The organism is Nocardioides marmoriginsengisoli, from assembly GCF_003725695.1.
Taxonomy (GTDB): domain Bacteria; phylum Actinomycetota; class Actinomycetes; order Propionibacteriales; family Nocardioidaceae; genus Marmoricola; species Marmoricola marmoriginsengisoli.
Genome location: NZ_RJSE01000001.1, coordinates 45,961 through 59,218 on the forward strand (window position 1 = coordinate 45,961; position 13,258 = coordinate 59,218).

Sequence of the window (13,258 nt, forward strand, 5' to 3'; positions counted from 1 at the left end):
TGTCAGAACCACCTCAGAGCACGGGCCGGATCTCGCCGACCACCTTGCCGCCGCCGTGGAGCGGGGCCGCGCCGGTCCGTCGTACGGCCTCGGTGTCGACGCCCGGCTCGGTGTCGACGCCCAGGTGCCGGAGCAGGCCGGCCATCACCACCGGGCGTGCCCGGGCGCCGCCGTCGTCGACCTTGAGGGCGAAGGCGCGGCCGTCCGCCAGCGCGACCGCGTAGCAGGCCTCGGCGCCGGCCTTGCCGATCGCGCCCGGGATCGCGGTCAGCAGGGCGCGCTCGTCGCGGGCGGTCCCGGAGACGTACTCGGGGTGGGTGCGGATCGCGGCGGCGATCCGGCGCTCCTCGGGACGGTCGCTGGTGGACAGGTGCGCGAACGCCCGGGCCAGGCCGGTCAGCGAGGTCGCCAGCAGCGGGGCTCCGCAGCCGTCCACCGCGACGTGCGCGACCGGCTCCCCGGTGACCTCGGCGAAGACGGCGGCGATCTGCTGCTGGAGCGGGTGCGCCGGGTCGAGGTACCCCTCGGTGGGCCAGTCGTTGGCCACGCAGGTCGCCAGCATCGCGGCGTGCTTGCCCGAGCAGTTCATCGCCAGCACGCTCTTGCTGCCGCCGGACCGGATCAGGTCCTCCTGGGCGGCATCGGTGAGCGGCCAGCCGGGCGGGTTCGCCAGCGCGGACTCGTCGAGCCCGGCGCCGGCCAGGATCCGTCGTACCGCGTCGAGGTGGAAGGGCTCGCCGGAGTGCGAGGCGCAGGCCAGCGCGAGCAGCTCGCCGTCCAGGTCGAGACCGGCGCGGACCATCCCGAGCGCCTGCAGCGGCTTGCTGCACGAGCGCGGCAGGATCGGGGTGCGCACGTCACCGCGTTCGTACGCCGGCGCTCCGTCGGCCCCGAGGGCGAGCACCGACCCGTAGTGGTGTCCTTCGACGAAACCCGAACGGACGAGGTCAGCGATCACCGGAAGCATGCGGAGAGCCTAGAACGGGTAGGCTCCGAATACCGGTCCTGCTAGCACCCGGAAATGCCGAATCCCCTTGCTCCTAGGCCGATTGTGACTCGTCTCACCGCTCCTGGAGTTGCAAGTGCTTGCAATAGTTAGCAGGATGGGGACGTGGCCAAGAAACTGAACGTCGGACTGACCGTCGAGACCTTGGGTGGATACCTGCGCGAGCAGCGTGTCAACGCCAAGTTGTCGCTGCGTCAGCTCGCCGAGCAGGCCGGGGTGTCCAACCCCTACCTCAGCCAGATCGAACGCGGTCTGCGCCGGCCTTCAGCCGAAGTGCTCCAGCAGCTCGCGAAAGCACTTCGGATCTCCGCGGAGCAGGTCTACGTCCAGGCCGGGATCCTCAGCCCGGACGACGACCAGGTTCGTTCCGTGGAGCTGGCAGTGCTCGCCGACCCGGTGCTCTCCGAGCGCCAGAAGCAGGCACTGCTCGCGGTGTACCAGTCCTTCCGGGCTGAGGCCGCACTGAACGAACCGGACCAGCCCGAGTCCGACACCGCTGGGCCCGAGACCAGCGTGAGCAACGACGCTCCCCACCCCACCCCCACCCAGAACGTCCGCGGCGAAGATTCCGCCGCGGCGAACACAACCGAAGGAAATTGAGATGGCTAAGACCCAGTTCAATACCGAGCAGATCAAGACCGAGGCCGTGAAGCCGCTGTTCGCCGTTGCCGGCGCGACCGAGATCGCTGTGGGCAAGGCCCGCGGCTACGCGACCGAGGCGACCAAGGCGACCCAGACCCGCCTCGACGCCGCGCAGACCCGCGTCTCCGGCGTCCAGGCCCGCGTGCAGAAGGTCGACTTCGACTCCAAGAAGGTCCAGGCCGAGGCGAAGGCCCGTGTCGAGAAGCTGCAGGCCGACGCCAAGGACGCGCAGGCCAAGTTCGAGGCCCGCGTCACCGAGCTGCAGAAGGAGGCCGCGGACTTCCCGGCCAAGTTCGAGGCGAAGCTGAACGAGGCCCTCAAGGACCTGAACGCCACCTACGCCGACCTCGCCGCCCGTGGCGAGAAGTTCGTCGCCGCGGTCCGCAAGGACGGCGTCAAGGCGGTCGCGAACGTGAAGCCGGCCAAGAAGGTCGCGAAGAAGGCCGCCAAGAAGGCTCCGGCGACCAAGCCGGCCGCCAAGAAGGCCCCGGCCAAGAAGGCCGCCGCGAAGAAGGCTCCGGCCAAGAAGGCTGCCAAGAAGGCCTCCTGATCGAGCACTGACCCGCCGTCGCCCCTGGCGCCGGGTCGGGAAGGGCCCCCGGGATCACCCCGGGGGCCCTTCTGCGTCCCGACACCCGGGCACGCAACGTGCCGGTAGCCGGGACGCCGACGGCACCGGCCCTCTAGGCTTGCGGAGTGGAACCCTTCCAGCTCGAGTCCGGTGTGCTGCTGATGGCCTTCCTGGCCCTGGCGGTGGTGAAGGTCTGGGCCCTGGTCGACGCGATCATGCGGCCCGCGGCCGCCTACCTGGCCGCCGACAAGCAGACCAAGACCGCCTGGATGTGGATCCTCGGCCTGGCGCTGGCCGCGCACCTGGTCTTCGCGCTCCCGTACGGCCTCCTCTCCCTGATCGGCACGGTGGCCGCCTTCGTCTACCTGGTCGACGTCAAGCCCGCCTTGTCAGCAGTCACCCGGCGCCGATGAGCAGTGACGTGGCCGACGAGACCAAGGCGAGCGCCGGCGACGAGCCGGACGACGCGTTCTCGATGCCCAAGCGGATCCGGCTGAACCAGCGGATCCGGCACATGCTGGTCGGCGTCTTCATGCTCGACGCCGGCGTGCTCTTCGTGACCTCGGTGCTCGCCTGGTACTGGCGCGGCTCGGTCGACAAGTACTGGGCCGAGCAGCCGTACCCGTTCCCGTGGGCGCCGTTGCTCGGTCCCGGGATGATCGTCATCTGGCTGCTGATGCTGGTGCTGCTCGGCGCCTACCGGACCCGCAACTACGGCACCGGCTTCGAGGAGTTCCGGGCGATCACCATCGCCTCGGCGATCTCCTTCGGGATCGCCTGCATGGGCGGCTTCCTGTCCTACAACCAGCCGACCCGCGGCTACCCGCTGATCTTCTTCGCCCTCGGCACCCCGCTGCTGCTGCTGGTCCGCTACATCGACCGGCAGACGCTGCACAGCGCCCGGCAGCAGGGCCGGCTGGCGATCAAGGTGATCGCGGTCGGCTCGCCCGCGGCGATCGCGGAGCTCGTCGAGGTCGTCGCCCGGGCGCCTTGGATGGGCTACCGGCTCGTCGGGATGTGCGTGCCCGGGGGGCAGGACCCGCTCGAGACCGGGGTCCCGGTCTTCGGTGACATCGACGACGTCCGCACGGTGGCGATCGAGCAGGGCGCCGACGGGGTGATCGTGGCCGGCGGCTCGTACTCCTCGGCGGCCGACCTGCGCCGGCTCGGCTGGGCGCTGCAGGGCCTCGACCTGGACATGCTGGTGGTGCCCTCGCTGACCGACATCGCCGGCCCCCGGGTGCACATGCGCCACGTCGCCGGCCTGCCGTTCGTCCAGGTGGAGGAACCGCAGAGCGACCGCGCGGGCGGCTGGACGAAGCGCGCCTTCGACCTGGCCGCCTCCGCCGCGGTCGTGACGATGCTCTCGCCGCTGCTGATTACCACCGCGTTGATCATCTGGCTCCAGGACCGGGGCCCGGTCTTCTACCGGCAGACCCGGGTCGGCATCCACGGCGAAGAGTTCCAGATGGTGAAGTTCCGCTCGATGGTGGTCAACGCCGAGAAGCTCCGGGCCGCGCTCGACGAGCAGAACGAGGTCGACGGGGTCCTCTTCAAGATGACCAACGACCCGCGGATCACCCGGTTCGGGCGCTTCATCCGGAAGTACTCGATCGACGAGCTGCCCCAGCTGATCAACGTGTTCAAGGGCGAGATGAGCCTGGTCGGGCCGCGACCGCTGCTGCCCACCGACGTCGAGCGCTACGAGAAGGACACCCACCGGCGGATGCTGGTCCGCCCGGGGATGACCGGTCTGTGGCAGGTCTCCGGACGGTCCGACCTGTCCTGGGCCGAGGCCGTCCGGCTCGACCTGTACTACGTCGACAATTGGTCGATGGTGATCGACCTGGTCATCATGGTGAAGACCGTCAAGGCCGTGCTCGTCTCCGAGGGAGCGTACTGACCCTGGCCGTGTGTGGTCGTGACCTACGATGACCGCACCCCAGCCGCACGAGAGGACGAGCATGCCGACCACGCTGCGCGCCCTTGGTGCAGTGCTCGCGATCGCCGCGGTGCTGTCCGGATGCTCCGCCGGGCCGAAGTCGCCCGCCGACGATCCCGCGGCCGGCAAGTCCGGTATCGAGGTGCCGCTGACCACCGCGACCTGCTGGTCCGCCGCGACCGCCGGCGCCGACCCGCAGGAGGTGCTCAGCCTCGCGAAGAAGTACGGCGTCAGCTACTTCGCGGCCGCGCACGCCCTCGCGGAGCGGCCCGCGTTCGACCTCACCCAGGGCTGCGCCGGCAGCCACCAGGTCGAGGTCTACAAGGCCGTCGCGATGGACCAGGTCAAGCCGGTGGTCACCACCTACACCGCGCTGCTGCAGTCCGGCAGCAAGGCCTACGCCAAGCTCGCCGCGAACGTCGAGCAGGCCTGCATGAACAAGCCGTTGCTCGAGGCGGTCGTCCGGACCGGCCTGCCCGGCGCGGTGATGTCACCGGTCTTCGGTGACGGGGTCACCCTCGGCTGGGCGCCGCCGTCACCCGAACAGTGGGAGGCGGGTCAGCGGGTCTACGCCTGCACGATGACGCAGAAGCCCGCCGGGACGCTGCGCTACGCGTCGGTCTTCCGGAAGTCGTTCCCGACGAGCCGGCGGACCTGCATCGACAACAAGGCGCTGGTGTACGTCGACTGCGCCCGGAAGCACAACCGCGAGCAGATCTCGACGATCGACGTGAGCGCGGCGGTGGCGGCGAAGAAGTTCCCGGGGAGGAAGGCGATCAAGCCCGGGCCCGACGGGGAGTACGTCGACGTGAGCCCCGCCCTGTACGCCGCGCTCGACCGAGCCTGTACGGCGTACCTGCGGGCGGTCTCGACGACCAAGAAGCTCACCGGCATCGCCGAGATCGACCCGGACAAGTGGCCGGCTCCCGACGGGACCTACCCGGTGGCGTGCGAGGCCGACACCGCCACCACGAAGAACCCGATCACGACTCAGGGCTCCGTGTTCGACCGCTGAGCGCCGTACGGGTCAGCCCTTGGCGGCCGAGCGGGCGCGGGACGCGGCGCGGTTGCGCTCGCCGGCGTCCAGGATGACCTTGCGGATCCGCACCGTGTCCGGGGTGACCTCGACGCACTCGTCGTCGCGGCAGAACTCCAGGCACTGCTCGAGGCTGAGCTTCTTCGGCGGGATCAGCTTCTCGAAGTTGTCCGAGGTGGAGGAGCGGACGTTGGTCTGCTGCTTTTCCTTGGTGATGTTCACGTCCATGTCGTCGGCGCGCGAGTTCTCGCCGATGATCATGCCCTCGTAGACCTCGGTGGTCGGGTCGACGAACATGACGCCCCGCTCCTGCAGGTTCGTCATCGCGTACGCCGTCGCCGCACCCGAGCGGTCCGCCACCAGCGAACCCTGCGAACGGGACTGGATCGGGCCGGCCCAGGGCTCGTAGCCCTCGGAGATGTGGTGGGCGATGCCGGTGCCGCGGGTCTGGGTGAGGAAGTCGGTCCGGAAGCCGATCAGGCCGCGCGAGGGGACCAGGAACTCCATCCGGACCCAGCCGGTGCCGTGGTTGGTCATCTGCTCCATCCGGCCCTTGCGGAGCGCGAGCAGCTGGGTGATCGCGCCGAGGTGCTCCTCGGGGGCGTCGATGGTCAGGCGCTCGGTCGGCTCGTGCAGCTTGCCGCCGATCTCCTTGGTGACCACCTGCGGCTTGCCGACGGTGAGCTCGAAGCCCTCGCGGCGCATCTGCTCGACCAGGATGGCCAGCGCGAGCTCGCCGCGGCCCTGGACCTCCCAGGCGTCCGGACGCTCGGTCGGGAGGATCCGCAGCGAGACGTTGCCGATCAGCTCGCTGTCGAGGCGGTCCTTGACCAGCCGGGCGGTGACCTTGGTGTTCTTGGTCGGGCCCTTGCCGGCCAGCGGCGAGGTGTTGGTGCCGATGGTCATCGAGATGGCCGGCTCGTCGACGTGGATGAGCGGTAGCGCGACCGGGTTCTCCGGGTCGGCCAGGGTCTCGCCGATGGTGATGTCCGGGATGCCGGCGATGGCGACGATGTCGCCCGGGCCGGCGCTCTCGCCCGGCTTGCGCTCGAGGCCCTCGGTGACCAGCAGCTCGGTGATCTTGACCGTCTTGGAGGTCCCGTCGCGCTTCATCCAGGCGACGTTCTGGCCCTTCTTCAGGTTGCCCTCGTGGATGCGCAGCAGGGCGAGGCGACCGAGGAACGGGCTGGAGTCGAGGTTGGTGACGTGGGCCTGGAGGGGAGCGCCCTCGGTGTAGGTCGGGGCCGGGATGGTGTCCAGGATCGTCTGGAACAGCGGCTCGAGGCTGTCGCCGTCGGGCATGGTCGCGTTCTCCGGGGCGGTGAGCGAGGCGATGCCCGCACGGCCCGAGGCGTAGACGACCGGGAAGTCCAGGGCGTCCTGGCTGTGCGACTCGTCGAGCAGGTCCATGAACAGCTCGTAGGTCTCGTCGACGACCTCGGCGATCCGGGCGTCACCGCGGTCGGTCTTGTTGACGACCAGGATCACCGGCATGTCGGCGTTCAGCGCCTTGCGCAGGACGAAGCGGGTCTGCGGCAGCGGGCCCTCCGACGCGTCGACCAGCAGCACGATGCCGTCGACCATCGAGAGACCGCGCTCCACCTCGCCGCCGAAGTCGGCGTGACCGGGGGTGTCGATGATGTTGATCGTCATCGGCTTGCCCTCGGCGGCCGGGCCGGCGTAGTGCACCGCGGTGTTCTTCGCGAGGATGGTGATGCCCTTCTCGCGCTCCAGCTCGCCGGAGTCCATCGCCCGCTCCGAGACGCCCTCGGCCTGGTGCTCGGTGAACGCCCCCGCCTGGAGGAGCATGGCGTCGACCAGGGTGGTCTTGCCGTGGTCGACGTGTGCGACGATCGCGACGTTGCGCAGGTCGGTGCGGGTGCTGGTAGCCATGAGCTGGTGATGCCTTCCATCGTGCTTCGGGGCAGGGTGAGACTGGTCTCGTACGAGGCGGTGCGTGCGCCGAATGGCGACCCCGAAGTCTATCGTGAGTCTCGTGCCCGCTTCGCCACCGCCAATTGGCCAGCCCCCGTTCTCGGTGCTGTTCGTGTGCATCGGCAACGTGTGCCGCTCGCCGGTGGGGGAGCGGCTGCTCGCCTCGAAGCTCCCGGCCGACCGGTTCGCCGTCTCCAGCGCCGGGGTCGGCGCGATGGTCGGCTACGCGATGAGCCGGTACGCCGCCGCGGAGCTGACCGGCTTCGGGGGTGACCCGACCGGGTTCGCCGCGCGCCAGCTGACGCCGGCGATGACCGAGGGGGCCGACCTGCTGCTGACCGCCACCCGGGACCTGCGCTCCCAGGTGCTGGCCGAGTCGCCCGGTGCGCTGCGCCGTACCTTCACGGTGCTCGAGTTCGCGCACTTGGTCGAGCTGGCCGAGGGGTCCACCCCGGGTGCGGTGGTCACCTGGGCCGGCGCGCACCGCTCGGCCGCTGCCGGCGTCGAGCAGGACGTGCCCGACCCGTTCCGCCGCGGCCCCGAGGCGCACGCCGCAGCCGCGCACGCGATCCACGGCGCTGTCGAGCGGATCGCCAAGGGGCTGAACAAGTGAGCGCCGCCCGGTCCTGGTCGCGCGCCCGGAGGCTCGCGCCGTGATCCGGGCGGTCGGTCTCGCGCTGGCCCTCGTCGCCGGCGGCGTGCTGCTGCTCCCGACGGCCCTCTCCGAGCGTGCGCCCGCGGAGGCCCGGGACGTCGCCCGGGTCGTCGAACGCACCGCCGCGCGGGACGCTGCTCCCGCGAGAGCCGCCGCGAAGCCGCTCTCCGGGATCACCATCGCCCTCGACCCGGGCCACCAGCTCGGCAACCACAACTTCCCGTCCCGGATCAACCGTCAGGTCCAGGCCGGCGGCTTCACCAAGCCGTGCAACACCACCGGCACCGCGACCAACAGCGGCTACCCCGAGGCGACCTTGAACTTCGCGATCGCGACGAAGGTCAAGGCGCGGCTGGAAGCACTCGGAGCCACGGTGCGGATGACCCGGACCCGGAACAGCCAGTCGCTCTGGGGGCCGTGCGTGGACCAGCGCGGCCGGTTCGGGGCGAAGGTCGGCGCCGACCTGATGGTCAGCCTGCACGCCGACGGCGCCCGCGCCGGTGGTCGCGGCTTCCACGTGATCGCTACGAAGTCGCGGAAGCCCTGGACCGCCGACATCGCCCGGCCGTCGCTCCGGCTCGCGAAGGCGCTGCGAGCCGGGCTGGACGGAGCCCGCCTGCCGAGGTCGAACTACCTGGCCGGCGGGACGGCGCTGACGATCCGCTCCGACCTCGGCACCCTGAACCTCTCCGACGTCCCGGTCGCGATGATCGAGATCGGCAACATGCGCAACGCCTCGGACGCGCGGCGGATGAAGTCCGTCAAGGGTCGATCGACGTACGCCGCGGCCGTCGTCTCCGGGATCCGTCGCTACCTGTCCCGGTGAGCCAGTCCCGCACGTTGAGTAGGCCCGATCTGCTGCCTGAGTGGGCCTCTTCGGTCGCCGGGTGTCGACGGCTCGGGTCCACTCGACGGTTTCTAGGGCCCCTTCAACGTCGGTTCAGGGGGTGAAGATGGGGCCGCGGTGCAGCTGGTGCTGGGCCGCCTGGGCGACCGGGCGGAGCACCAGCTCGTCGACGTTCATGTGCCGCGGCAGGCTCGCCACCCAGCGGATCGCCTCGGCGATGTCGTCCGCGACCAGCGGGGAGTCGACGTCGGCGTAGACCGCGTCCGCCTGGGCCTGGTCACCGAAGCGCACCACCGAGAACTCCGGGGTGTGCACCATCCCGGGGACGATCTCGGTGACCCGGATCGGCTCGCCGTTGAGCTCCCTCCGCAGGGTCTGGCTGACCGCGTGCAGGCCGTGCTTGGCCGCCGTGTAGCCGCCGCCGCCCGGATAGGTCACCTGCCCGGCGGTGGAGCCGAGGTTGACGATCAGACCGGTGCCGGTGGCCCGCAGGGCCGGGAGCAGCGCCTGGGTGACCCGGACGACACCGAGCACGTTGACGTCGTACATCCGCTGCCAGTCGCCGAGGTCCGCGCCGCTGACCTGGTCCGCGCCGTACGCCCCGCCGGCGTTGTTGACCAGGACGTCGATCCGGTCGCCGACCGCGGCGGCGAGCGCCTGGACGGACTCGTCGGAGGTGACGTCGCAGGTCACCGCGACCCCGCCGATCTCGGCGGCGAGCGCCTCGATCCGGTCGGTACGCCGGGCGGCGCAGACGACCCGGAAACCGTCGCCGGCGAGCGCCCGGGCGGTGGCCGCGCCGATGCCGCTGCTCGCGCCGGTGACGACGGCGGTCCTGGTCGCGGCGCTCTGGGTGCTCAAGGTCGTCTCCTGCTGCTCGGGGGCATCGGCCGTCATCGTCGCACGGGGAATGGGGAAGAATGTCGGTTGGTTGTGCTACTGGAGGTGGTCTGAGTGGATCGCGTGGCGTACGACGGTGAGCCCCTGCTGGGGCATGTCGCCGTGGCCGAGGCGTCCCCGCTTCGCCGGCTCGCGATGATCAGCCTGCACACCTCCCCGCTCGACCAGCCCGGCACCGGTGACGCCGGCGGGATGAACGTCTACGTGACCGAGGTTGCCCAGCGGCTCGCCCAGCGCGGCATCGAGGTCGACATCTTCACCCGGGCGACGAACTCGCAGCTGCCGGCTCTGGTGCCGCTGTCCCCGGGGGTCAACGTCCGGCACATCGTGTCCGGCCCGTTCGAGGGCCTGGCCAAGGACGAGCTCCCCGGCCAGCTCTGCGTCTTCGCCCGCGAGGTGCTCCGCACCGAGGCCCAGTTCGACGTCGGCCACTACGACGTGGTGCACAGCCACTACTGGCTCTCCGGGCAGGTCGGCGCGCTCGCCCGCGACCGCTGGGGGGTGCCGCTGGTGCACTCGATGCACACGATGGCCAAGGTGAAGAACGACCTGCTGGCCGAGGGTGACACCCCCGAGCCGCACGCGCGGGTGATCGGCGAGGAGCAGGTGGTCGCCGCGGCCGACATGCTGATCGCGAACACCGTCGACGAGGCCAAGGACCTGATCAACGCGTACGACGCCGACCCCGGCCGGGTCGAGGTGGTGCACCCCGGCGTCGACCTGCACGCGTTCCGGCCGACCTCGCAGGCGGCTGCCCGGGCCCGCCTCGGACTGCGCCAGGACGCCGAGGTGCTCCTCTTCGTCGGCCGGATCCAGCCGCTCAAGGCACCCGACGTGCTGCTCCGCGCGGCCGCCGAGCTGCTGCGTACCGACCCCGCGCTGCGGGACCGCCTGGTCGTCGCCGTCGTCGGCGGTCCTTCGGGCTCCGGTCTCGAGCACCCGACCGCCCTGGCCGACCTGGCCGGCTCGCTCGGGATCGACGACGTGGTCCGGTTCGTCCCGCCGGTGCGCCGCGACGAGCTCGTCGACTGGTACGCCGCCGCGACGCTGGTCTGCGTGCCGTCGTACAACGAGAGCTTCGGACTGGTGGCCGTCGAGGCCCAGGCCGTCGGGACGCCGGTGGTCGCTGCTGCTGTCGGCGGCCTCACCACGGCGGTCGCCGACGGGCGGTCCGGCTTCCTGGTGGACGGTCACGACCCGGCCGACTACGCCCGCGTGTTCGCCTCGATCATCGAGGCCCCCCAGCTGCGGGCGGCCCTCTCGGTCGGCGCGGTCGCCCAGGCCGCCGACTTCAGCTGGGACCGCACCGCCGACGCGACCCTGGCGGTCTACCGCCGGGCGGTCGCGCTGATGGCCTCCGAGACCGTGCGATGACCGATCCGGGCGCGGTGCTCCGCCAGGTCCTGACCGACGGCGAGCTCGACTGGCAGGAGCTGACCGAGGGCACCTTCGACGTGGTCCTGCCCGGGGAGCGGAAGCTCAAGACGCCGGTGCGGATCGAGGTCGGCCCGCACGCGCTCAGCGTGCACGCCTTCGTCTGCCGGAAGCCCGACGAGAACTTCGAGGGCGTCTACCGCTGGATGCTGGAGCGGAACATGAAGATGTTCGGCGTCGCGTTCGCGCTCGACGCGCTCGGCGACATCTTCCTGGACGCGCGACTGCCGCTCTCGGTGGTCACGCCCGAGGAGATCGACCGGCTGCTCGGCTCGGTGCTGACCTACGCCGACGAGTCGTTCAACGTCCTGCTCGAGCTCGGCTTCGCCTCCGCGATCCGCAAGGAGTGGTCGTGGCGGATCGCGAACGGGGAGTCGACTGCCAACCTGGACGCGTTCCGGGGGTGGCTCGAGGTCGAGCCCGCGGAGACGGGCACGCCGTCGCAGGAACCGTCGGCCCGCGACTGACGAGGTTGTCCGGATACCGCGGGAGGACGTCCGAAATCCGCGTGCGCCGGCCGCCGCTGCTCGCCTAGGTTCGTGACGTGACCACGCTGCCGCGCGCCGACGAACCCACCACCGCCCCGCCGACGTGGCAGCCGCCGGCGGCCATCGGGGTGACGCTGGTGCTCTGGGCTTCGGCGTTCGTGGCGATCCGGCACCTCGGCCACGACGTCAGCCCGGGAGCGCTCTCGCTCGGCCGGTTGCTGATCGCCGCGCTGGCCCTGTCGGTGCTGCTGGTGCGGGCGCCCCGGCACCGGTTCACCCGCCACGAGCTGCTGCTCCTGCTCGGCTGCGGGATCGCCTGGTTCGGGATCTACAACCTGGCGCTCAACGCCAGCGAGCAGCGGATCGATGCCGCGACCGCCGCGATGGTGGTCCAGGTCGGCCCGATCCTGATCGCCTTCCTGGCCGCGCTCTTCCTGGGCGAGCGGCTGACCGGGTGGCTGCTGCTCGGGATGGCGATCGCCTTCGGCGGCGTGGTGATCATCGGCAGCGCGATGCGCGGCGACGGCGGGTCCGACCTGGACGGCGTCCTGCTCGCGCTGCTGGCCGCCGCCACGTACGCGATCGGCGTGGTCTGCCAGAAGGTGCTGCTGCGCCGGCTCTCCGGGCTCGAGGTCACCTGCTACGCCTGCTGGATCGGAGTCGTCGTCTGCCTGCCCTGGACCGGCGACTTCATCGACGTGGTCCGGCACGGGGACGCCGGCACCCTGCTCTGGATCGGCTACCTCGGTCTGTTCCCGACGGCCCTGGCGTTCAGCACCTGGGCCTTCGCGCTCCGCTACACCGATGCCGGCAAGCAGGCGCTGACCACGTTCCTGGTGCCGGCCATCGCGGCCGTGATGGCGTGGGTGCTGCTCGACGAGGTGCCGCCGGCGCTGGCCTTCGTCGGCGGGGTCGTCTGCGTCGTCGGCGTCCTGGTCACGCGCCGGAAGCCGCGTCCGGTTCAGGCCTGACGCTAGCCGGCCAGGACGTCCGCGCAGCCGGCGTCGAGCTTCAGGGTCGCCAGGTCGTCGCCGCGGGTCTCGCCGCGGTTGACGATGACGATCGGGATCCCGCGCTGGTACGCCTGCTTCACGAACCGGCGGCCGCTGAACACGTGCAGCGACGAGCCGAGCACGACCAGTGCCTCGGCGTCGGCGACCAGGGCGGTGCAAGCGTGCACCCGGGCCGGCGGGACGTTCTCGCCGAAGAAGACCACGTCCGGCTTCAGCGGGCCGCCGCAGCGCGCGCAGTCGGCGAGCACGAAGCTGGCGGTGGCGTCGAGCGCGACGTCCCCGTCGGGGAGGATCTCGAGGCCGTCTGCGGTGAAGTCCGGGTTCAGCGCGCCGAGCCGCTGCTGGAGGTCGGCCCGCGCGGTGACGTCCTCGCAGTCCAGGCAGATCACCCGGTCCAGCCGGCCGTGCAGGTCGACGACGTCGCGGCTGCCGGCGGTGGTGTGCAGGCCGTCGACGTTCTGGGTGATCAGCCCGCTCAGCCGGCCGGCGGACTCCAGGTCGGCCAGCGCGGTGTGGGTGAGGTTCGGGGCCGCGGCGCCCATCGTCGACCAGCCGAGGAAGGCCCGCGCCCAGTACCGCCGACGAGCCGGTACGCCGGACCGGAACTGCTGCCCGGTCATCGGTGCCCGGACGGGAGCGCCGGGGCCGCGGTAGTCCGGGATCCCGGAGTCGGTGGAGACGCCGGCTCCGGTGAGGACCAGCCAGCGGCGATCGCCGAGGACGTCGTCCAGCGCGGTCGGCGCCGAGGTGGAGAGGGTCACGCGGTCAAGTATCGCCGGGGGAGCAACC

At 71.2% G+C, this 13,258-nt stretch carries 14 protein-coding genes; 10 read left to right on the forward strand and 4 right to left on the reverse strand.

The features are described 5' to 3' along the window. Positions 1-13: 13 nt before the first annotated feature. On the reverse strand, positions 14-967 hold the full coding sequence (locus EFK50_RS00240; RefSeq protein ID WP_123225546.1) for an asparaginase: 954 nt from the start codon (positions 965-967) through the stop codon (positions 14-16). Positions 968-1,111: 144 nt separating this feature from the next. Between EFK50_RS00240 and EFK50_RS00245 the strand changes: the two genes are divergently transcribed. From EFK50_RS00245 to EFK50_RS00270, 5 genes are all read left to right on the forward strand, one after another. Then, on the forward strand, positions 1,112-1,606 hold the full coding sequence (locus EFK50_RS00245; RefSeq protein ID WP_183407623.1) for a helix-turn-helix domain-containing protein: 495 nt from the start codon (positions 1,112-1,114) through the stop codon (positions 1,604-1,606). A gap of 1 nt (position 1,607) precedes the next feature. Then, complete coding sequence (locus EFK50_RS21760) at positions 1,608-2,198, forward strand: hypothetical protein (protein ID WP_148046004.1); 591 nt, start codon at positions 1,608-1,610, stop codon at positions 2,196-2,198. A gap of 146 nt (positions 2,199-2,344) precedes the next feature. Continuing rightward, the gene (locus EFK50_RS00260) at positions 2,345-2,632 is read left to right on the forward strand and encodes a DUF2516 family protein (protein WP_221177219.1); all 288 of its coding nucleotides are present in this window, start codon (positions 2,345-2,347) and stop codon (positions 2,630-2,632) included. Continuing rightward, entirely contained in the window at positions 2,629-4,122 is a 1,494-nt protein-coding gene (locus tag EFK50_RS00265) for a sugar transferase (RefSeq protein WP_123225549.1), read from the forward strand. Before EFK50_RS00260 ends, EFK50_RS00265 begins: the two co-directional genes overlap by 4 nt. Before the next feature lie 61 nt (positions 4,123-4,183). Beyond that, a complete protein-coding gene (locus tag EFK50_RS00270) occupies positions 4,184-5,176 on the forward strand; it encodes a septum formation family protein (RefSeq protein WP_183407624.1) in 993 nt (330 codons plus the stop codon). 12 nt (positions 5,177-5,188) lie between these two features. Here the strand turns inward: EFK50_RS00270 and typA are convergent, their stop codons facing one another. Further along, positions 5,189-7,090 (reverse strand): translational GTPase TypA, encoded by a 1,902-nt coding sequence (gene typA, locus EFK50_RS00275; RefSeq protein ID WP_123225551.1) that lies wholly within the window; start codon positions 7,088-7,090, stop codon positions 5,189-5,191. Between the two features lie 103 nt (positions 7,091-7,193). Here typA and EFK50_RS00280 point away from each other — a divergent pair, with 103 nt between their 5' ends. Beyond that, positions 7,194-7,745 carry an arsenate reductase/protein-tyrosine-phosphatase family protein gene (locus EFK50_RS00280; protein ID WP_183407625.1) on the forward strand — a complete coding sequence of 184 codons (552 nt, stop codon included), beginning with the start codon at positions 7,194-7,196 and terminating at the stop codon, positions 7,743-7,745. Positions 7,746-7,785: 40 nt separating this feature from the next. After that, positions 7,786-8,613, forward strand: coding sequence for an N-acetylmuramoyl-L-alanine amidase (locus tag EFK50_RS00285; protein ID WP_246003957.1), 828 nt, complete (start codon positions 7,786-7,788; stop codon positions 8,611-8,613). A 114-nt stretch (positions 8,614-8,727) separates the two neighbouring features. Here EFK50_RS00285 and EFK50_RS00290 read toward each other — a convergent pair whose 3' ends face one another. Continuing rightward, positions 8,728-9,531 (reverse strand): SDR family oxidoreductase, encoded by an 804-nt coding sequence (locus EFK50_RS00290; RefSeq protein ID WP_123225553.1) that lies wholly within the window; start codon positions 9,529-9,531, stop codon positions 8,728-8,730. A 57-nt stretch (positions 9,532-9,588) separates the two neighbouring features. Here EFK50_RS00290 and mshA point away from each other — a divergent pair, with 57 nt between their 5' ends. From mshA to EFK50_RS00305, 3 genes are all read left to right on the forward strand, one after another. Next, positions 9,589-10,908, forward strand: a complete 1,320-nt coding sequence (gene mshA, locus EFK50_RS00295; RefSeq protein ID WP_425454361.1) for a D-inositol-3-phosphate glycosyltransferase — start codon at positions 9,589-9,591, stop codon at positions 10,906-10,908. Next, on the forward strand, positions 10,905-11,435 hold the full coding sequence (locus EFK50_RS00300; protein ID WP_123225554.1) for a type III secretion system chaperone family protein: 531 nt from the start codon (positions 10,905-10,907) through the stop codon (positions 11,433-11,435). Before mshA ends, EFK50_RS00300 begins: the two co-directional genes overlap by 4 nt. Before the next feature lie 77 nt (positions 11,436-11,512). Then, on the forward strand, positions 11,513-12,427 hold the full coding sequence (locus EFK50_RS00305; protein ID WP_246003959.1) for a DMT family transporter: 915 nt from the start codon (positions 11,513-11,515) through the stop codon (positions 12,425-12,427). A gap of 2 nt (positions 12,428-12,429) precedes the next feature. Here the strand turns inward: EFK50_RS00305 and EFK50_RS00310 are convergent, their stop codons facing one another. Beyond that, complete coding sequence (locus EFK50_RS00310) at positions 12,430-13,230, reverse strand: NAD-dependent protein deacetylase (protein WP_221177220.1); 801 nt, start codon at positions 13,228-13,230, stop codon at positions 12,430-12,432. Between the last annotated feature and the right edge of the window lie 28 nt (positions 13,231-13,258).